General features: G+C 61.4%; 19 protein-coding genes. 12 read left to right on the top strand and 7 right to left on the bottom strand.

Annotated elements, in window-relative coordinates; genetic code table 11:
- Positions 1 to 321: 321 nt before the first annotated feature.
- From AC07XF_RS26100 to AC07XF_RS26075, 6 genes are all read left to right on the top strand, one after another.
- Complete coding sequence (locus tag AC07XF_RS26100) at positions 322 to 1,437, top strand: ABC transporter ATP-binding protein (protein ID WP_495028798.1); 1,116 nt, start codon at positions 322 to 324, stop codon at positions 1,435 to 1,437.
- Between the two features lie 39 nt (positions 1,438 to 1,476).
- Positions 1,477 to 2,619 (top strand): ABC transporter substrate-binding protein, encoded by a 1,143-nt coding sequence (locus AC07XF_RS26095; RefSeq protein ID WP_495028797.1) that lies wholly within the window; start codon positions 1,477 to 1,479, stop codon positions 2,617 to 2,619.
- Between the two features lie 31 nt (positions 2,620 to 2,650).
- Complete coding sequence (locus tag AC07XF_RS26090) at positions 2,651 to 3,568, top strand: ABC transporter permease (RefSeq protein ID WP_495028796.1); 918 nt, start codon at positions 2,651 to 2,653, stop codon at positions 3,566 to 3,568.
- A gap of 1 nt (position 3,569) precedes the next feature.
- Positions 3,570 to 4,397: an ABC transporter permease gene (locus AC07XF_RS26085; RefSeq protein ID WP_007990502.1), complete on the top strand. Its 828-nt coding sequence runs from the start codon at positions 3,570 to 3,572 to the stop codon at positions 4,395 to 4,397.
- Entirely contained in the window at positions 4,390 to 5,862 is a 1,473-nt protein-coding gene (locus tag AC07XF_RS26080) for an aldehyde dehydrogenase family protein (protein WP_495028795.1), read from the top strand. The genes AC07XF_RS26085 and AC07XF_RS26080 overlap by 8 nt, the downstream gene beginning before the upstream one ends.
- Before the next feature lie 332 nt (positions 5,863 to 6,194).
- The gene (locus AC07XF_RS26075; protein WP_495028794.1) at positions 6,195 to 6,962 is read left to right on the top strand and encodes a metallophosphoesterase; all 768 of its coding nucleotides are present in this window, start codon (positions 6,195 to 6,197) and stop codon (positions 6,960 to 6,962) included.
- 47 nt (positions 6,963 to 7,009) lie between these two features.
- On the opposite strand, the gene AC07XF_RS26070 is transcribed toward AC07XF_RS26075, so the two are convergent.
- Complete coding sequence (locus tag AC07XF_RS26070; RefSeq protein ID WP_495028793.1) at positions 7,010 to 8,044, bottom strand: GlxA family transcriptional regulator; 1,035 nt, start codon at positions 8,042 to 8,044, stop codon at positions 7,010 to 7,012.
- 119 nt (positions 8,045 to 8,163) lie between these two features.
- On the opposite strand from AC07XF_RS26070, the gene AC07XF_RS26065 reads away from it, so the two are divergent.
- Positions 8,164 to 8,805: an HD domain-containing protein gene (locus AC07XF_RS26065; RefSeq protein WP_495028792.1), complete on the top strand. Its 642-nt coding sequence runs from the start codon at positions 8,164 to 8,166 to the stop codon at positions 8,803 to 8,805.
- Positions 8,806 to 8,958: 153 nt separating this feature from the next.
- Here the strand turns inward: AC07XF_RS26065 and AC07XF_RS26060 are convergent, their stop codons facing one another.
- On the bottom strand, positions 8,959 to 9,159 hold the full coding sequence (locus tag AC07XF_RS26060) for a YbdD/YjiX family protein (protein ID WP_008001923.1): 201 nt from the start codon (positions 9,157 to 9,159) through the stop codon (positions 8,959 to 8,961).
- Positions 9,160 to 9,358: 199 nt separating this feature from the next.
- Between AC07XF_RS26060 and ahr the strand changes: the two genes are divergently transcribed.
- The 4 genes from ahr (at position 9,359) to AC07XF_RS26040 (ending at position 12,656) form a co-directional block, all read left to right on the top strand.
- Positions 9,359 to 10,390, top strand: coding sequence for an NADPH-dependent aldehyde reductase Ahr (gene ahr / locus AC07XF_RS26055; RefSeq protein WP_495028791.1), 1,032 nt, complete (start codon positions 9,359 to 9,361; stop codon positions 10,388 to 10,390).
- A gap of 10 nt (positions 10,391 to 10,400) precedes the next feature.
- Positions 10,401 to 11,312, top strand: coding sequence for a LysR family transcriptional regulator (locus tag AC07XF_RS26050; RefSeq protein WP_495028790.1), 912 nt, complete (start codon positions 10,401 to 10,403; stop codon positions 11,310 to 11,312).
- Positions 11,313 to 11,451: 139 nt separating this feature from the next.
- Complete coding sequence (locus AC07XF_RS26045) at positions 11,452 to 12,210, top strand: SDR family oxidoreductase (RefSeq protein WP_495028789.1); 759 nt, start codon at positions 11,452 to 11,454, stop codon at positions 12,208 to 12,210.
- A gap of 44 nt (positions 12,211 to 12,254) precedes the next feature.
- Positions 12,255 to 12,656, top strand: coding sequence for a nuclear transport factor 2 family protein (locus AC07XF_RS26040; protein WP_495028788.1), 402 nt, complete (start codon positions 12,255 to 12,257; stop codon positions 12,654 to 12,656).
- Between the two features lie 96 nt (positions 12,657 to 12,752).
- Here the strand turns inward: AC07XF_RS26040 and AC07XF_RS26035 are convergent, their stop codons facing one another.
- From AC07XF_RS26035 to AC07XF_RS26015, 5 genes are all read right to left on the bottom strand, one after another.
- Positions 12,753 to 14,312 carry an ArnT family glycosyltransferase gene (locus tag AC07XF_RS26035; RefSeq protein WP_495028787.1) on the bottom strand — a complete coding sequence of 520 codons (1,560 nt, stop codon included), beginning with the start codon at positions 14,310 to 14,312 and terminating at the stop codon, positions 12,753 to 12,755.
- 3 nt (positions 14,313 to 14,315) lie between these two features.
- Positions 14,316 to 14,594, bottom strand: coding sequence for a lipid-A-disaccharide synthase N-terminal domain-containing protein (locus AC07XF_RS26030; RefSeq protein ID WP_223463786.1), 279 nt, complete (start codon positions 14,592 to 14,594; stop codon positions 14,316 to 14,318).
- The gene (locus AC07XF_RS26025) at positions 14,591 to 15,331 is read right to left on the bottom strand and encodes a glycosyltransferase family 2 protein (RefSeq protein WP_495028786.1); all 741 of its coding nucleotides are present in this window, start codon (positions 15,329 to 15,331) and stop codon (positions 14,591 to 14,593) included. Before AC07XF_RS26025 ends, AC07XF_RS26030 begins: the two co-directional genes overlap by 4 nt.
- 49 nt (positions 15,332 to 15,380) lie before the next feature.
- Positions 15,381 to 16,358 carry an NAD-dependent epimerase gene (locus tag AC07XF_RS26020; RefSeq protein ID WP_495028785.1) on the bottom strand — a complete coding sequence of 326 codons (978 nt, stop codon included), beginning with the start codon at positions 16,356 to 16,358 and terminating at the stop codon, positions 15,381 to 15,383.
- A gap of 199 nt (positions 16,359 to 16,557) precedes the next feature.
- The gene (locus tag AC07XF_RS26015) at positions 16,558 to 17,178 is read right to left on the bottom strand and encodes a cell wall hydrolase (RefSeq protein ID WP_495028784.1); all 621 of its coding nucleotides are present in this window, start codon (positions 17,176 to 17,178) and stop codon (positions 16,558 to 16,560) included.
- 142 nt (positions 17,179 to 17,320) lie between these two features.
- On the opposite strand from AC07XF_RS26015, the gene AC07XF_RS26010 reads away from it, so the two are divergent.
- Positions 17,321 to 18,172 (top strand): CAP domain-containing protein, encoded by an 852-nt coding sequence (locus tag AC07XF_RS26010; protein WP_495028783.1) that lies wholly within the window; start codon positions 17,321 to 17,323, stop codon positions 18,170 to 18,172.
- The last annotated feature ends 249 nt before the right edge of the window (positions 18,173 to 18,421 follow it).

The following is an 18,421-nucleotide window of genomic DNA, read 5'->3' as shown; positions in this document are numbered from 1 at the left end:
GCGATATTTCAGCCGCCATATAACTTGCCTGACACACCGCTTTCGCGAGCAAGCCCGCTCCCACAGTGGTGTAGCCTTCGCGAAGTAACCCCGGATGTCTTTAAACACGCATCGGCATTTTGTAGGAGCGAGCTTGCTCGCGATGGTCGTTAACGAATACGCGTGATGACTGGCTAAACACAGTGCTCTTGAATTCATCGCGAGCGAGCTCGCTCCTACAACAAGCTGCTCCTATCCCCCAAGGGATATATACACCGCAAAACCCCGATTGCTAGTTTGGCCCCCGACGCACTGATTCATCACTGCAAGGGAGCCCACCTCGTGAACAACACCCCGCCAAGCGATATCGAATTCTGCAATGTGGTCAAACGCTATGGCGAGGTGCAGGCCGTCGGTGGTCTGAATTTCGCGGTGCGGCGTGGCTCGTTTCATTCCTTTCTCGGTGGCTCAGGCTGCGGCAAGACCACCACCCTGCGCATGATCGCCGGTTTCGAACAGCCCACCAGCGGCGAGGTGCGTCTGGCCGGCAAAAGCGTGGCCGGGGTGCCGGCGTTCGAGCGGCCGGTGAACATGGTGTTCCAGCATTACGCGCTGTTTCCGCATTTGACCGTGGCGCAGAACATCGCCTACGGCCTGCGCTATCGCACACCGCGCCCGGACAAGAAACAGCAACTGCACATGGCCGATGAGGCGCTGGAAATGGTCCGTCTGAGCGGCTTCGGCCAGCGCAAGCCGAGTGAACTGTCCGGCGGCCAGCAACAGCGCGTTGCCCTCGCCCGTGCACTGGTCAACAAGCCGACGGTGTTGCTGCTCGACGAGCCACTGGCTGCACTGGACCGCAAGCTGCGCAAGGAGATGCAATCGGAGTTGCTGCGTTTGCAACGCGAGGTCGGCATCACCTTCGTGCTGGTCACCCACGACCAGGAAGAAGCCCTGTCGATGAGCGACAGTATCAGCGTGATGCACAACGGTTCGATCATCCAGACCGCCACCCCGGAGCAACTCTACGAAGCCCCGGCCAGTCGCTACGTCGCCGACTTTATCGGTGAGTCCAACCTGTTCAACGGCACCGTGCGCCAACTCAACGGCAACTCGGTGGTGCTGCGCACCGAGCAAGGACTGGAACTGACCAGTCCACTGACGCCTACCGGCAAAGCCCTCAGCGCCAACGCCGCCGGCTGCATCGCCGTGCGCCCGGAGCTGATCAGCATCGCCGGTGCCAATGCCGAAATGGTCCGCGAAGTGAAGCTGCCGGGCTGCGTGGAGGACCGCATTTACCTGGGCAATTCCACCGAATACCGCGTGCGCACCCAAGCCTTCGGCGTGGTCTGCGTGCGGGTGCCGCGCCAGCAGGATCACGGCACCAATGCATTCGAACACGGCGCAGCGGTTCGCGTCGGCTGGGATCACGCCAATGGCCTGGCCATGGCGTTGTAAATCATCGATTCGTTTCATCAACCGGATGTGGAGCATGCTATGGACCAGAAGACCTTTATCAAAACCCTGCGCAGCTGGCAGAACGGCTCGATCAGCCGCCGCGACTTCCTTGGCCGCACTGGCCTTGGGATTGCCGCTGCCGTGGTCGCCACCAATATGCCTGGTCTGTTGACCTCCACAGCCGAGGCCGCCGAGCAAGCCAAGCTGGGTGATCGCCTGTCGCTGGCGACCTGGCCGAACTACCACAGCCAGGAAAACCTCGACACCTTCGGCAAGACCACCGGCGCCCGGGTGTCGATGAGCGTGTTCGGCTCAAACGAAGAAATGCTCGCCAAATTGCAGGCCGGCGGCAGTGGCTGGGACGTGCTGGTGCCGACCAACTACACCATCAGCACCTACGTCGGGCTGGGGCTGATCGAGCCCCTGGACCTGTCACGCATTCCCAACTTCGATGCCTCGGCGTTCCAGCAGAAATTCATGGCCCAGGGCACGGTGGACGGCAAGGTCTACGCGGTACCGAAAAACTGGGGCACCACCGGCATGCTCTACGACACCGGCAAACTGAAAAGCGGCCCGACCACCTGGAAGGAATTCTGGGCCGCCGCCCAAGGCCCGGCCAGCGGCCGGACGATGGTCCACGACTACCAGTTGACCGCCATCGGCAATGCCCTGAAAAGCTTCGGCTACAGCTTCAACTCCCTCGACCCGAAAGAACTGGCCGATGCGGAAAAACTGCTGATCGAGGTCAAGCCGCACCTGTTCGCGATCAACTCCGATATCCAGCCATCGATGCGCAGCGGCGATGCGTGGCTGGCGATGTCGTGGACTGGCGATGCTTCGCAACTGCACCGCGACAACGCGCAAATGCAGTTCGAACTGGGCAAGGAAGGTGGCGAGTTGTGGAGCGATTTCTTCGCGATTCCGAAAAGCTCGGAGCACAAGGACGCCGCCTACGCGTTCATCAACTACCTGCTTGATCCGCAGCACAACAAACTCGAAGTGCTGAGCCACGGCTACCCGAGCGGCGACAAGCGTGTCGACGCCTTGCTGCCAACGGCGATGCTCGACGATCCGATCATGTACCCGGCCGCCGAAGCCCTGAGCCCGCTGGAATTCGGTGCCGCCGCAACGCTGACCAGTCCGGCGCGCGCCGAACTGATGGCGCGTTTCAAATCCGCCTGATCGCTTGACCATGGCCAATGAGGAGTCATCCATGAATGCCGCCGCCCACCCGCAAACGGTGCAGCCGGGCCATGCCCTGTCGGTCGAGGTTCGCCAACGGCGCAGCCTCGGCCGACGTATCACCCTGCTGATGCTCTTGCCCTCGACCCTGTGGTTCCTGCTGCTGTTGTTGATGCCGCTGGTGATCATCCTGGTCTTCAGCTTCGGCGAGCGCAGTGCCGTGGGCGGTTACGCCGGTGGCTTCACCCTGGCCAACTACCTGAACCTCGGTTCTCGCGGCGCAGCGTTCAGCAACACGCTGATGCTCGCGCCGCTGGGCACGTTGGTGTGCCTGGTGGCGGCGTATCCGCTGGCGTATTTCCTTGCGGTCAAGGTCAGCCGGAACCGCTCGCTGTTGCTGACCCTGGTGATCGTGCCGTTCTGGACCAGTTTCCTGATCCGCACCTACGCGTGGATTTTCATCCTCAGCGGCAAAGGCATCCCGGCGCTGCTAGCCAGCCTGGGTCTAGAGGATGTGCGGCTGATCAATACGCCGTGGGCAGTGCTGATCGGCATCGTCTACGGCTACCTGCCGCTGATGGTGTTCCCGATCTACGTCAGCCTGGAAAAACTCGACAAGCGCCTGCTCGAGGCCTCGGCGGATTTGGGTGCCAGCGCTTTCGAAAGCTTGCGTCGCATCACCCTGCCGCTGTCCGCGCCGGGGATCATTACCGGGGTGATGCTGGTGTTCATCCTGTTGATGGGCGAGTTCCTGATCCCGGCCATTCTCGGTGGAGGCAAGGTGTTCTTTGTCGGCAACGCACTGGTCGACCTGTTTCTGCAATCGCGCAACTGGCCGTTCGGCAGTGCGCTGGCCATGACGTTGGTGGCGATGATGCTGCTGATCATCGGCGTGTATCTGAAACTGGTGGCGCGCTACGGCGGCCGCCCTGCCGACGGAGGTTTGTGACATGTGGCTGCGCAGCTATTCGACTTCGCTGTACCTGTTCCTCTACGCGCCGATTGCCTTGATCGTGCTGTTCAGTTTCAACGCCGGGCGTAGCGGCCTGGCCTTTCAATGCTGCTCGGTGCAATGGTTCGGCACCGCGTTCGGCAACCCTTTCATTATGGAAGCCCTGGGCAACAGCGCGCTGATTGCCTTCAGTTCAGCGGTCATCGCCACACTGTTCGGCACCCTCGCGGTGTTCGGTTTGCAACGCACCGGGCCCAAGGTGCGAATGCTGTTCGATGCGCTGACCTATTGCGCGATCATCGTGCCCGGCATCGTCATCGGCATCTCGACGCTGATTGCCTTCATCAGCCTGTTCGACCTGATCAATCCGCTGCTGGCGAGCTGGCTGCCGACTGTGCCGAAACTGAACATGGGCTTCTTCACCGTGATCGCCGCGCACTCGCTGTTCACCATGGCTCTGGTCATGGTGATCGTGCGCAGTCGCGTCGATTCGCTGGACAAGGCCTTGCTGGAAGCGTCGGCGGACCTGTACGCGCCACCCATGGACACCTTCTGGCGGGTGACCCTGCCGCAGATCAGCCCGGCGATCATGGCCGGGTTCCTGCTGGCCTTCACCTTCAGCTTCGACGATTTCATCATCGCGTTCTTCGTCGCCGGTTCCGAAACGACGCTGCCGATCTACATCTTTTCTTCCATCCGTCGTGGCGTGACGCCAGAGATCAATGCGATTTCCACGGTGATCATCTGCGTGTCGCTGGCCCTGCTGTTCACTTCCCGCCATCTGCAAAACCGCCGCACCGGCGTCCAGGAGTCGCACCATGCGTGATCAGCTTTACATCAACGGCGAATGGGTCAGCCCGGATCTGGGCGGCTATCTGGACGTTATCGATCCGGCCACCGAACAAGCCTTCCACCGCGTGGCGGCGGGGACTGAAGAAGACGTCGACCATGCCGTACGCGCGGCGCGGCGGGCTTTCGACAATGGCTGGGGCCAGACCAGCGGCGCCGAGCGTGCGCAATGGCTGGAGGCGCTGGCCGATGAACTGGAAACCGGCAAACAGGCACTGGCGGAACTGGAAGTGCGCGACAACGGCAAACCCTTGCCTGAAGCGCAGTGGGACATTGGCGATGCCATTGCCTGCTTTCGTTACTACGCCGGACTGGCCCGCGAACTTGACCGGCAACAGGATCAACGACTGGCCTTGCAGGACGAACGTTTTCGCTGCCGCATCCGCCACGAACCGATTGGTGTGGCTGGGCAAATCATCCCCTGGAACTACCCGCTGCTGATGGCCGCGTGGAAGGTCGCCCCGGCCTTGGCCGCCGGGGCCACGGTGGTATTGAAACCATCAGAGCTGACGCCGCTGACCGCACTGGAACTGGCGGCCGCCGCCGACCGCATCGGCTTACCGGCCGGGGTGTTGAACATAGTCACCGGCCTCGGCGCCGATGCCGGCAGCCCGCTCACCGAGCATCCTGGTGTGGACAAACTGGCGTTCACCGGCAGCGTGCCCACCGGGGCGAAAATCATGTCGGCGGCAGCCCGGGACATCAAGAACATCAGCCTGGAGCTGGGCGGCAAGTCAGCGTTCATCGTGTTCGATGACGCCGATGTCGAAGCCGCTGTGGAGTGGATTCTGTTCGGGATTTTCTGGAACCAGGGCCAGGTGTGCAGCGCGACTTCGCGCTTGCTGGTACAGGAAACTATCGCCCCGCACCTGATCGAACGACTGGTGGAGGAAACCCGCAAGATCACCATCGGCCCCGGTATGCAGCCCGGTGTGCTACTCGGTCCGCTGGTCAGCCAGGGCCAGTACGACAAGGTGCTCGGTTTCATCGATCAAGGCCTGGCCAGCGGCGCCCGACTGCTCACCGGCGGTCGTCGCCCACCGCATTTGCGCGAAGGTTACTTCGTCGAACCGGCGATTTTCGATGAACCGGGCCACAGCAGCATTTTGTGGCGCGAAGAAGTCTTCGGCCCGGTGCTGTGCATCAAGCGCTTCAAGACTGAAGAGCAAGCGCTGCAAATGGCCAACGCCAGCCGCTTCGGCCTCGCAGCCGCCGTGATGAGCGCCGACTTGCAGCGCACCGCCCGGGTCGCCAACCAGTTGCGCGCCGGGATCGTCTGGGTCAACTGTTCGCAACCAACCTTCGTCGAAGCGCCCTGGGGCGGCATGAAACACAGCGGCATCGGCCGCGAACTGGGGCAATGGGGGCTGCACAATTACCTGGAGATCAAGCAGGTCACCGAGTATGTCAGCGACCAACCGTGGGGCTGGTATTTGAAGTAAACAGGTCAACCTCCGCTGCCCTTGTGGGAGCGGGCTTGCTCGCGAAGGCACCGGCACATCCACCATCCATGCCAACTGATCCACCGCTTTCGCGAGCAAGCCCGCTCCCACAATTATTCTCTGCACCACACAATGACTGCGCTCACCGCCGCCCCCGGTGGGAGCGGGCTTGCTCGCGAAGGGGCCGGCACATCCAGCATCCATGCCGACTGATCCACCGCTTTCGCGAGCAAGCTCGCTCCTACAGTTCCACTGGCCAAAAGGCTTGTGACAACGGGTTATCAACGCGTAATTTGAATGACCTGCCCTGCAAGACACGCCGGAGTTGATCAATGCGCATCGCCTTGCTGTCCGACATACACCTGTCCGTCAACACGATCCCGTTTCCCGCCGTGGAGGCCGATATTGTCGTGCTCGCCGGGGATATCGCCCGGCCGACCAAGGCCATCGAGTGGGCTAAAGCGTGTCCGGTTCCACTGCTGTATGTGGCGGGCAATCACGAGTTTTATGGCAGTGACCTGATCTCCACTTACGAGCAGCTCAACAGCTTGTCGCAAGGCACGCAGATTCATGTGCTGGAACGTTCGGAATACGTCCACGACGGCGTGCGTTTTCTCGGTTGCACGTTGTGGTCTGACTATCGCCTTCTCGACAGCCCCGAGGATCGAGCGCTGGGCATCGATCTGGCGACCCAGCTGATGCGCGACTTCAGCCACATCAAAATCGCCCCCGACTTTCCAGACCTGTTCACACCGGCCATTTCCCAATTGGTTTTTCTGCAGACGGTCGCCTGGCTGGAAGACTGCTTCACCCGCGACAGCAACACGCCCACGGTGGTGATCTCTCATTTCGCCCCGACACGGTCGAGCATCAGCCCGACGTTTGCCGGTTCGCCGATCAACTCAAGCTTTGTCTCGGACCTCGAAGCGCGGATCAAAGACTGGCAACCGGCACTGTGGCTACATGGCCATACCCATGGCAGCTTTGATTATCGGGTGGGTAACACCCGGGTGGTCTGCAACCCCCGGGGCTATGCCAGGAACGGCATCAATGAAAACCCCGATTTCGATGCTGCCTTCGTGATCGATCTGGAGATCTGAGGCAACCCACAGATCACCAGCTCCAGCGTATCGAACAGCTCGACATCCTACGGCCTGGCCGACAGCACGTCGGGCGCGAATCGTTGCGCGTAGTCCCTGGGACTCACACCAAGACGCCGGACGAAAACCTTCCTCAACACGTCCACGCTGTGATAACCGCATCGGCGTGCGATCTCCTCCATCGAGCGCCCGCCCAGTTCAAGCTCCCGGCAGGCCGCTTCGAGCCGAACGTCTTCAACGTACCTGGCCGGGGTGGTCTGCAATTCCCGCTGGAAGATGCGGATCAACGTCCTGACGCTGGTGGCAAAGCGGTCCGCCAGCATTTCCACAGTCAACTGCGAACTCAGGTGCTCGCTGATCCAGTGGCAGAGTTCATCCAGATTTGAGCCGGGCACCTGCTGCGATTGCAGGGCGACGCTGAACTGCGCCTGTCCACCGGGACGGCGCAGGAACAGCACCAGATTTTTCGCGATGTCCAGCGCGGCATCATCCCCCAGGTCTTCGCTGACCAGTGCCAAGGCAAGGTCGATGCCCGCCGAGATGCCGGCCGAGGTATAGACGTTGCCGTCCTTGATCCAGATCGGATTCGGATCGACCTGCACCTGGGGATAGCGCTCGGCCAGGTCGCGTGCCATGCGCCAGTGAGTCGTCGCACGGCGCCCGTCCAGCAGCCCGGCATCCGCCAGGGCAAAAGCGCCGACACAGATCGAACACACCCGTCGCACGCTTTCGGACCTTGTGCGAATCCATTCGATGGCCGTCCCGTCCCGTTGATCGATGGCTTGCCAGCCTGTCGCCACGATCAGCGTGTCAATGGTCTTGTCGGCACGACGCTCGTGCTCAAGGGTCCTGTGCGCCATGAGCCCGATGCCGGTGCTGCTGGCCATCTGCGGGTCGGCACCCGCGCAGACCAGTTCAAGTACGTAGGGCGCGAAGGCGCCGTCGTGCAGGGTGTTCGCCAGGGAAAACACCTCGGCCGGGCCGATCACATCGAGCCCGTCCACGGGGGGCAGGCCCAATATCACGACACGTTTTGGCGTGCGGCCAATCGATGGATGGCCGGATTTCGTCTTGTTGGTCACGGCTGACTCCTGCGCGTTCAAGGCGCCATATTGGCACAAATCATCCGTAAATAGTCAATTGTGCCACCCACCAAATCCCTAGAGTGAACGGCAAGTCAACTTCATCACCGGGAGGCAACATGAACACACCCATCAACATCGGCGGCTTCAGCGCTCCAGATTCCGAACTCGCCCGCAAAGCCGCTTCGCTCGTGGAGCGTGTCCACTCCAAGGCACTTTTGCATCACGTGCACCGGACATGGTGGTTTGCCGAATTCCTCGGCCAGCGGCGAGGCTTTCAGTACGACCGTGAAACGGTCTACCTCGCTGCACTGTTACACGATCTGGGGCTGACGGATGAGTTCGCCGCCGACCAGCGCTTTGAAGTTGATGGCGCCGATGCCGCCCGTCATTTTCTCCTGGCCAACGGTTATGCGCAGGCAAAAGCCGAACAGGTCTGGGACGCGATTGCCCTGCACTCCAGCGCCGGCATCGCCGACCGCAAACAGCCGGAAATCGCCCTGATCTACCTGGGTGCCCATGTCGATGTCATGGGACTGCATCTGGATGAAATCACCCCCTCGCTGGTCGACGACACGCTGGCGCTCTACCCGCGCATAGGCATGAAGGCTGCCTTTACCCAGGCCCTTGCCGAAGTGGCCAGGAAGAATCCCCACACGGCCATTGGCACCGGGCTCGCGGATGTCGGACGCCGCCATATCCACGGTTTCGATTGCCCGAATGTCTGCGACCTGATCGACAACGCGCCCTTTGACAGCTGATCCACACCAATCCGTTTATTACAGTGGGAGAATCCACCCTGCAGCCACGCCAATACCTCATTACCGGCGCAACCGGTAACGAGCGCAGTGCCGCATTGCAAAGCGAGGGCGTATGCGTCGGGTTCTTTTGACCCGCGCACACGCCCAACGCCTTCAACAACACCGCGTATTGCACTTGCCCCGGCCAAAACGCGCTTCCTGGCGCTCACGGAAAAACATCTCATAGCTCATGACTGGCTCGCCCGGACGGTTGCGGGCCATTTGTGCCACGTAGTTGTCGTACTCGGGAACGCCGACCATCAATCGGGCGCTCTGGCTGAACAATCTGACGAACTGCTGCAGTTTGCGGAACATGGCTGATCTCTCTGTGAGCGTGGGACCTCGCCCATGAAACCGCGCTCATGTATCTGCAATGTGTCCACATCGGGCGCATTTGTAGTTTCAAGTATCCAGGTTCACGCCCAATGGAGCGCCAGCAACCCGCTACACTTTCCTCGCTCTGCCGCTGTACCCGAGCGGCCAAGACCCCTGACTTCTGATCTGGAGGTATCCCATGAGCGACAGCAGCGAACTCACCACCTTTACCGGCTGGGCCGCCACGGCAGCGGGCGCGCCACTGCAGCGCTACAGCTACGATCCCGGCCCGTTGGGAAACGATGAAGTGGAAGTCGCCGTGGAGTATTGCGGCGTCTGTCACTCCGACCAGTCGCTGATCGACAACGATTGGGGCATCAGCCACTACCCGTTTATCCCCGGCCATGAGGTGGTCGGCCGTATTGTTCGGGTGGGTGCCCAGGTCCGCGGCCTGGAAATGGGCCAACGGGTGGGCATCGGTTGGTACAAGGGCAGTTGCATGCATTGCTCGTCGTGCATCGAAGGCTCCCATAACCTGTGTCGCACCGTTCAACCGACCATCATCGGCAGCAACGGCGGCTTTGCCGACCGCATTCGCTCGCACTGGGCCTGGGCCTTGCCGATCCCGGCCGGGCTCGATCCGGCGATGGCCGGGCCGTTGTTCTGTGCCGGTTCGACTGTGTTCAACCCGCTGGTGGAGTTCGGCATCAAGCCCACTGACCGGGTCGGCGTGGTGGGCATCGGCGGTCTCGGCCACCTGGCGCTGCGCTTCCTCAACGCCTGGGGCTGTGAAGTCACCGCTTTCACCTCATCGCTGAGCAAGCAGGACGAAGCCAGGCGCCTGGGCGCACACAAAGTGGTCGCCTCGACCGATACGGATGCGCTCAATGCGATTGCCGGCACCCTGGATTTTCTGCTGGTCACTGCCAACGCCAACCTCGACTGGACGGCCATGCTCGCCACCCTGCGCGGCAAAGGTCGCCTGCACTTTGTCGGCGTCGTGCCCGACGCCATTCCAGTGCACGTGTTCAACCTGATTCCCCAGCAAAAAGTCTTGTCCGCCTCACCGGTCGGCTCACCCGCCAACACCGCGACCATGCTGGAATTCTGCGCACGCCATCAGATCCTGCCGCAAGTCGAGATGTTTCCCATGAGCCGGATCAACGAAGCCATCGATCATTTGCGCAGCGGCAAGGCGCGCTACCGCGTGGTGCTGGACGCCAGTCAATGAACGGTTGCCCATGAAGGACCTTTTCACCTACCGGCTGTTTATCCGGGTGGCGCGGCTGGGCAGTTTCTCAGCCGCGGCCCGGGAAGCCGGTCTTTCACAACCCCAGGTCTCCAGGATCATTGCCGAGCTGGAAGCCGATCTCGGCACCCTGTTGTTGGCGCGCTCCACACGCGCCGTCGTGCCCACCGAGGCCGGGGCGGACTTTCTGGCACGCATGGAGCCCATCCTTGCAGCGGTCGAAGAAGCCGAGCAGAGCGTCCGAGAAGGTGGAGAGCTGCGTGGCATCGTGCGGATCAGCATGCCCACGAGCATCGGCGTGCGGGAAATCATTCCACGCCTGGCACCGTTCGCGACAAAGCACCCCAACCTTCATATTCAAGTCCTGCTCGCCGATCACTGGCAGGATCTGGTCCGTGAAAACATCGATGTGGCGATAAGGCTGGGGCGGCTGGTGGATTCCAGTGCAACGAGCCGCCAGATCATGACGATCTCCCGGTTCATCCTGGCCTCGCCGTCCTATCTGCGAACGGCCGGCGTACCGCTGACACCGCAAGACCTGCAAGCGCACCGAATCATTGCCGGCCCGGCCTCGACGGTGCCGAGCGGCTGGATGTTCACACGCGATGCACAGACCCAAACGGTTCAGCTCGAGGCGCACTTCTCGACCGACGAAAACGAGGGGGCTGTCGCGGCAGCAACGGCCGGGTTGGGAATCACCTCGACGACGGCGTGGGCGTGCCGTCGTGAGCTGGAAAGCGGCGAACTGGTCGCCCTGCTCACCGACTGGCAGACCGAACCCGTCCCCGTTCACGCCTACTTCCCCCATGGTTCACGAACCCGCAGCGCCGGTCGCGCGCTGATCGAACATCTTGTTGCCAGCCTGCTTGACGATGCCGGCGGCGCCTATGCATCCGACGCATAGAAGATAGCCCGCCACAGCGTCTACTCCGATCCCGCCGAAGCTGCCAATTTAGCGCCACACCCCGTACGACGCAGCGGTCGAGCTGATCGACCCGGCAGCGTGGCGGACGCCCTGGCTTTATCGTTCAAGGAGTTCTCTCATGCGTATGACTGGCAACACGATCTTCATCACCGGCGGCGGCTCCGGCATTGGCCGTGGCCTGGCAGAAGCCTTCCACAAGCTCGGCAATCAAGTGATCATCTCCGGCCGGCGCAAGGCGCGGCTGCAAGAGACGCTCGACGCCAACCCCGGCATGGCCGCACTTGAACTCGACATCAACGACACGGCCAGCATCCAGGCGGCCGCGCAGCACCTCATTGCCCATTACCCCGAGGTCAATGTGCTGATCAACAATGCCGGCATCATGCTGCTCGATCATGCCGAAGGCCCGGTGGACGATGAACTTGCCCTGTCGACCGTCACCACCAACCTGCTCGGCCCGATTCGCATGACTTCGGCGCTGGTCGAGCACCTGAAGGCGACGCCCGATGCGCTCATCGTCAACGTCTCCTCGGTGCTCGGTTTCGTGCCGATGGCCGTGACCGCAGTCTATTCGGCGACCAAGGCCGCGCTGCACTCCTACACCCTGTCGCAACGCTACCTGCTGCGCGAACACGGCGTCCAGGTGGTCGAGATCGCACCGCCCTGGGTACGCACCGAGTTGCTCGACAGCAGTGAGGAAGAACGCGCCATTCCCCTTGACCAGTTCATTGCCGGAGTCATGGCGCAGTTCGAGAGCGGCGTGGACGAGATCCTTGTCGCGCCCGCCGAAGCGATGCGTGCCAACCCTGGCCCGAACGAGCACGCGTGGGTCAATCAGTTCAACGACATGATCGCAAACGGGCCGGCTTTCGGTTGAGCCCTTCCGCCCTAGATCCACTCACGACTTGCAGGACCCAGACTATGAGCACACGCACCCCCGGCGAGAACAAGGCCATCGTTCTCGAAGGCTTCGAAACCCTGTTCAATCGCAAGGACCTGGCCGCAGCCGAACACTTCTGGTCGCCGGCCTACATCCAGCACAGTGCCCACGTGCCCCCTGGGCGCAAGGGCTTGTTCGATCTGGTCGCCAGCGGCCCGCCAGACCTGCATTACGAATGTCAGCTGGCGGTGGCTGAAGGCGATTTCGTCCTGCTGCACGGCCGGTTCACCGGCCTCGGTCAGCCGGTGAACTGGGTGGTGGTCGATATCTTGCGTGTTGAGGACGGCGTGATGGTCGAACATTGGGACGTCATTCAGGACGAGGCCTCGCGAGAAAGCTCGGCTGGCGGTCATCCCATGTTCGGCGAGCAGTTCCCGGATTGATGCACCGCGCAAACAATCGGGTGGCCCTGCGGCGTCGGCTACCTGACGGTTACGAGCCTCAACCAACCGTTGCCAGGTTGGCAGGCTCGCTCTCTGTCAAGGATTGGCCACCTGTGCCGGCTGCGCAGACGTCGACGGCATGTGCGGCTCATTCCAGGTGAATCGATAGGCTTTGCCGGCCTCTTGCGGGAGGCATTTGCCGTTGTCGGCATCCGCGCCCACGATCGACCAGTTCGCCCGGGAGTTTTCACCCAATTCACGGGCCGCTTCGGGTTTGAAGCACTGGTTCAATACGTCATCCGGCACCAAAGCGTAGGCCTTGGGGTGTTCGCGCAGATACTGCGCAGCCTTCTCGATGGAGGAGTAGTCCATGCCGAAATGCACGATCGGCTGACGGGCGAACAACCAGTGCCCCTCCTCCCAGTTGACCAGCACCAGATCGGCGCCTTGAGTCATGGTCGCCGCCTGCGCCATGAGCACCTGATCAATGTTGGTGCCTTCCTTGAGCGGCTCGATGAAACCACGGACGAACCACAACGCGAACCAGGTCATGACCAGTGCCGGGAACACCCGACGCAAACGCGGGTGCTTTTTGAACCAGCGCTTGAGCAGCCACGGAATCAACGGCGCGGCGACCAGCACCAGCCCAGGCAGCGCCGGGTAGATGTACAACTTGCGCTTGCCAGTGCTGATGCAGAAAAACAGCACCACCAGCACCACCCAACCGAGCACTACCAACACCCGCCCGTCGCGTTTTTTCAACTGACGGCGCCAGGCCGGCACCAGCCATGGCAGCACCAGTACCAACGGTAGCCAGTACTGCGGAATCACGTTGGTGAAGAAGTACCAGAATGGTTCGCGGTGATGCCATGCAGCGGCATAGCGGCCTGCGGTCTGGTGCAGGAGGATCTCCCGCGCATAGGCAATTTCGTCCGCCGAACCATGGAACGCAATGGACAAGGCCAGGGGCAACAACCAGATTGCAATCGCCGCGAGCATCACGGCAAACCCCAGCAACCACTTGCGTGCCTCGCCGGGCATGGCCACCACCCCAGGCCAGTCCTTGCGCACCGCATAGGCGTAAGGGATCAGCAACAGCGCCGGCAGGAAACCCACACCCTTAGTGATCACACCAATGCCCATGGCCGCGCAGCCGACGTAAAACCAGCGCCACGCCGGGCCGAGCAGCAGGTGTCGTGCCAGACCGTACAGGCCCAGTGAGGTGAACAGAATCAACAGGCTGTCGATCTGACCGGTGCGCAAAATGCTGTAGGTCTGATACGTCGCCAGGTACAGCAGCGCGGCGTTGCGACCGGTACGCTGGGTCCACAAGCGACGGCCCAGGTCATAGACCATCGCTGTGACCGTCACCGCCGAAAACAGCCCCGGGATATAGAGGGCGATGTTCGGCTTGCCGGTCAGCCAAGTGAAGAACGCCACCGCCCACATGAAAATCGGCGGTTTGTCGCCGTAGATTTCGGCGGCACGGTGCGGGATCAGCCACGAGCCATTTTGCAGCATCTCCAGGGCGACACCGAGGAAGCGCTCCTCGTCGACATTCTGTGCCTGGCGCAACCCCAGCCCCGCGCCGATCAACAGCAGGGCAAGCAGCATCAGGCCCAGGCATTCGACCCGTGGCGATATCGATCTACGCATGGTTTATTCCTTTACGCTTCTGCTTTTGGCAATCAATTGCAGGTTGCGAAAATAGACGATGGAGCCAAACGCCTGGCCGGCGATGAACACCGGGTCCTGGCGGTAAATGGCATAGGCGAGCAACAAGGTGCTGCCGACGATGCTCAAGTACCAGAAGTTGGTCGGGATCACGCTGCGTTTCTTGTACTCGCTGTACAACCACTGCAGGACAAACCGCCCGGTAAAGGCAACCTGCCCGGCAAAGCCGACCACCAGCCACAGAGTTTCACGAGACAACATCATCCTTCGATCTCCTGGGCAATGGTGTTCAGCCGGGTACGCTTGATCAGCCACCAGACACCGAACAAATCGAGAATCCCCACCAGCGCGCGATCGAGGTTGCCGTATTTCGACACCCCGGCCGTGCGCGGCCGGTGATTGACCGGGTGCACGATCATGCGGCCGTTATGGCGCTGGATCAGGGCTGGAATATAGCGATGCATGTGGTCGAAGTACGGCAGGCGCAAGAACGCCGCGCGCTCGATCAGCTTCAGGCCGCAACCGGTGTCCGGGGTGGCGTCCTTGAGCAGGCGGCGGCGCAGGTTGTTGGCGAAACGCGAGGCGTAGCGTTTGCTCGCCGTGTCGCGACGGTTGACCCGATGCCCGGCAACCAGTTGCACATCGACCTTGCCCGGTTCGCCGCGCACCAGCGCCAGCATGCCGGGGATGTCCGCCGGGTCGTTCTGGCCGTCGCCGTCGAGCGTCGCCAGCCATTGCCCGCGGGCCTCACGGGCCGCGTGGTACAGCGAAGTGCTCTGCCCCAGCGAACGCTCATGATGCAGGATGCGCAAGGTGTTCAAGCCGTCGTGACGGATCTGCCGCAGTTCATGCAGGGTCGCATCGGTGCTGCCATCGTCGACGACAATGATTTCGTAAGACTCATCGGCCAGCGCCACGCGGATTTCCTCAAGCAACGGCTTGAGGTTGTTCGCTTCGTTCTTGGCGGGAATCAGTACGGATACAAAAATGTCTTGGCTCATAGGGTCTCTCTCGCCTTTTTTGATTTTTTCGAGATCAGAGGCGAACGCTTCAAATCTGATAGAACTGCCGATACCACTTCACAAACTCTCCGACGCCGGTTTCGAGCGTCACCTGCGGGCTGAAGCCCACCCACTCGGCCAGTGCCGAAACATCGGCCCAGGTCTTGACCACGTCACCGGCCTGCATCGGCATGTAGTTGCGCCGGGCCTGCAGGCCCAAGGCTGATTCCAGGCACTCGACGAAATCCAGTAACGCCACCGGCATACCGCGACCAATGTTGAAGAGCCGGTTTACCCCGGCGGCGGCCCCTTCCGGCACCGGAGGTTTTGGGCGCAGTTGGGCGATGCCTTCGACAATGTCATCGACGTAGGTAAAGTCGCGCGACATCTGCCCCTGGTTGTAAATGTCGATGGGCAGGTCTTTGAGGATGGCGTCGGTAAACTTGAACAGCGCCATGTCCGGGCGGCCCCACGGACCGTAGACGGTAAAAAAGCGCAGGCCACTGGCTTTCAAGCCATACAAATGGCAATAACTTTCGGCCAGCAGCTCATTGGAGCGCTTGCTGGCGGCGTACAGCGAAACGGGATGTTCGACAGGATCCTCAACACTGAACGGCATTTTGCTGTTGGTGCCGTACACCGAACTGCTCGAGGCGTAGATCAGATGCTCGGGGCGATGGTGCCGACAGGCTTCCAGCACATTGAGGAAACCCACCAGGTTCGACTGTGCATAGACATCCGGATTGTCCAGCGAGTAGCGCACCCCGGCTTGAGCCGCCAGGTGCACCACCTCGGTAAAACCGTGCTCCCGGAACAAGCTCATCAGGGCCGGTTTGTCGACAATGTCCATTTTCTGGAAACGAAAACCCGGCAAAGTCTCCAGCACCTTGAGGCGTGCGCGTTTGAGCTCGACGTCGTAGTAATCGTTGAGGTTGTCGATACCGACGACCTCCTGACCCTCGCGGCACAAGCGCTGGACCGTATGAAAACCGATGAAACCGGCTGCACCGGTGACCAGAACGGTCATACGACGCACACCGGTAATTGCGCCGTGATCGGCGCGAGATTACTGATCCAGACACTCGTCAGCTTCATGTGTAGTTCCTGCTTATCGCGTCATTCGCGCACGGTTTCGTTGTGAAGCTTATAAAACAGAAACATTTCAGTTTCGATAACGCCGTGCAAAACCTCAGCAAAAAAACATTATTTGGCCGAAACAGCCGCTACTATTTGGCCGAATCGTCATGTGGCTTGTAAAACCGGAACAAGCCGATGTCCACGGTCTTGATGTATTCCTTGGCCCAATCCGGCTTGACGGTACGATCATGGAAGTACAGGGCACCCTGGGTGCGATCCGGAAGTTCCTTGTTCAGGGCCTTGCGCGCGATCTCCTTGGCCATCGTGTAAGGCACCTCTTCCTGGACCGAATCGGATTTGCCGTCACACCACCAGGAGAACTGGCAACTCTTGGTTTCCGAGCCCTGCTTGACCACTTTGCACACCGTGTCCGGAAAACCCTCGTGGCCCAGGCGATTCATGACCACGTTGGCCACCGCCTCCATGTCGGCGGAGTCCTTGCCCCTGGCTTCCCAGTAAATGGAGCGGGCCAGGCACGTGATCGCGTCGTCCAGCGGCGCGACGCCCGCCGGGTCTACGGCCTGGACTTCGGACGGGGTAATCGCTTCAGCCTTGGGTGCCGGTGCGGGGCTGTTGTTCTCGGCGGCTTTCTGTTCCAGCACCTCAGCCTTGTTCTCGGCCGCTTGCTGTTTTTGCTCTTGATCCGTAGCGGATGCCGGGCCGGCCAGCAATGTGAGGGCGAGGCAGGTGGCGATCCAGTCGAAGCGCATGATCGATATCACTCGGTGAGTGGTTCGACTCAGTGTAGTAGTCAAATGATTTCACCCACCCCACTACACTCTGGATAAATCCGTTGTCCTGGATGGGTCAACTTCGCGCATCATGGATGCAATCTGCTCAAGGGGGATTTTCATGGGTTTCATTTCATCCGCAATGCGTTTTGCCGGTTTGTCACTGGGCCTGGTATTCACCGCCAACGCCGTAGCGACGGACGAAACGCAATTGATCGAATCGATCAACGTCTACCGCAGCCAACTGCAGCGCTGTGCCGGCCAGGTCTCATCGGAGCTGCCGCCGCTGTCGGCCGACCCGCGCCTGGTGCTGACCGCCCCGAGCATCGGTGATCTGCAGCAGGCCATGGCCACTGCGGGGTATCCCATGAAGAATGTGCAGGCCATCAGCCTGTCCGGGCCTCGCGATGCAGCCTCGGCGATGAAAGCGATTCAGGAGAGTTTTTGCCAGATCGTACTCGACCCGCAATTCGTCGATGTCGGCATCAGTCGCCAGGACCGACAATGGCGCATCGTGGTCGCACGTCCGTTGTTGAGCGCACGCCTGGGCGACTGGCAGGCCGAAGGCCAGAAGCTGCTCACCGAACTCAACGCCGCACGCACCCGGCCACGCCAGTGCGGCACGCAATCCTTCGCCGCCGCGCCACCGCTGGCCTGGAACGCCACGCTGGCCAGCGCCGCCGAAGGCAACTCGCGCTCCATGGCCAACCACAACTACTTCGATCACAAGGACCGCGATGGCCGCACACCAGGCGACCGCGCGGAGCTGGCCGGCTACGACTTCCAGCAGATCGGCGAAAACATCGCCGCCGGACAAGACAGCGTACACAAGGTGGTTGAAGGCTGGCTGACCAGCCCCGGCCATTGCGCCAACCTGATGAACCCGCAGTTCCGCGAGTTGGGCGCGGCTTACGCCACCGATCCGAAGAGCGATGCCGGGATTTACTGGACGGCGATGTTTGGCGCTCAGTAAGAACTGAACCTGACACAAACAATGTGGCGAGGGAGCTTGCTCCCGCTGGGCTGCGAAGCGGCCCCAAAAGAGGGCCTGCTGCGCTAATGCCGATCAGTCAAGCGAACCCGGACGCTACGCCTTCCTTGTAGCAGCTGCCGAAGGCTGCGTCCGGCTGTGCAGCAGCCGTAACTCCGGCTTGCACGATCTCTCTGACGTACCGCGAACGCTGATTTTACGACTGCTGCGCAGCCGGACGCAGGCTACGCC

It is taken from the genome of Pseudomonas sp. GW821-FHT01C01, assembly GCF_059422645.1.
The sequence above is the reverse complement of the archived record's forward strand: the minus strand, read 5'-3'. Positions and strand labels throughout refer to the sequence as shown.

Excerpts from the sequence above, each read along its gene's own strand:
- AC07XF_RS26095 (WP_495028797.1), top strand. The coding sequence starts at position 1,477 with ATGGACCAGAAGACCTTTATCAAAACCCTGCGCAGCTGGCAGAACGGC.
- AC07XF_RS26090 (WP_495028796.1), top strand. The coding sequence starts at position 2,651 with ATGAATGCCGCCGCCCACCCGCAAACGGTGCAGCCGGGCCATGCCCTG.
- AC07XF_RS26085 (WP_007990502.1), top strand. The coding sequence starts at position 3,570 with ATGTGGCTGCGCAGCTATTCGACTTCGCTGTACCTGTTCCTCTACGCG.
- AC07XF_RS26080 (WP_495028795.1), top strand. The coding sequence starts at position 4,390 with ATGCGTGATCAGCTTTACATCAACGGCGAATGGGTCAGCCCGGATCTG.
- AC07XF_RS26075 (WP_495028794.1), top strand. The coding sequence starts at position 6,195 with ATGCGCATCGCCTTGCTGTCCGACATACACCTGTCCGTCAACACGATC.
- AC07XF_RS26065 (WP_495028792.1), top strand. The coding sequence starts at position 8,164 with ATGAACACACCCATCAACATCGGCGGCTTCAGCGCTCCAGATTCCGAA.
- AC07XF_RS26060 (WP_008001923.1), bottom strand. The coding sequence starts at position 9,159 with ATGTTCCGCAAACTGCAGCAGTTCGTCAGATTGTTCAGCCAGAGCGCC.
- ahr (WP_495028791.1), top strand. The coding sequence starts at position 9,359 with ATGAGCGACAGCAGCGAACTCACCACCTTTACCGGCTGGGCCGCCACG.
- AC07XF_RS26050 (WP_495028790.1), top strand. The coding sequence starts at position 10,401 with ATGAAGGACCTTTTCACCTACCGGCTGTTTATCCGGGTGGCGCGGCTG.
- AC07XF_RS26045 (WP_495028789.1), top strand. The coding sequence starts at position 11,452 with ATGCGTATGACTGGCAACACGATCTTCATCACCGGCGGCGGCTCCGGC.
- AC07XF_RS26040 (WP_495028788.1), top strand. The coding sequence starts at position 12,255 with ATGAGCACACGCACCCCCGGCGAGAACAAGGCCATCGTTCTCGAAGGC.
- AC07XF_RS26035 (WP_495028787.1), bottom strand. The coding sequence starts at position 14,312 with ATGCGTAGATCGATATCGCCACGGGTCGAATGCCTGGGCCTGATGCTG.
- AC07XF_RS26030 (WP_223463786.1), bottom strand. The coding sequence starts at position 14,594 with ATGATGTTGTCTCGTGAAACTCTGTGGCTGGTGGTCGGCTTTGCCGGG.
- AC07XF_RS26025 (WP_495028786.1), bottom strand. The coding sequence starts at position 15,331 with ATGAGCCAAGACATTTTTGTATCCGTACTGATTCCCGCCAAGAACGAA.
- AC07XF_RS26020 (WP_495028785.1), bottom strand. The coding sequence starts at position 16,358 with ATGACCGTTCTGGTCACCGGTGCAGCCGGTTTCATCGGTTTTCATACG.
- AC07XF_RS26015 (WP_495028784.1), bottom strand. The coding sequence starts at position 17,178 with ATGCGCTTCGACTGGATCGCCACCTGCCTCGCCCTCACATTGCTGGCC.
- AC07XF_RS26010 (WP_495028783.1), top strand. The coding sequence starts at position 17,321 with ATGGGTTTCATTTCATCCGCAATGCGTTTTGCCGGTTTGTCACTGGGC.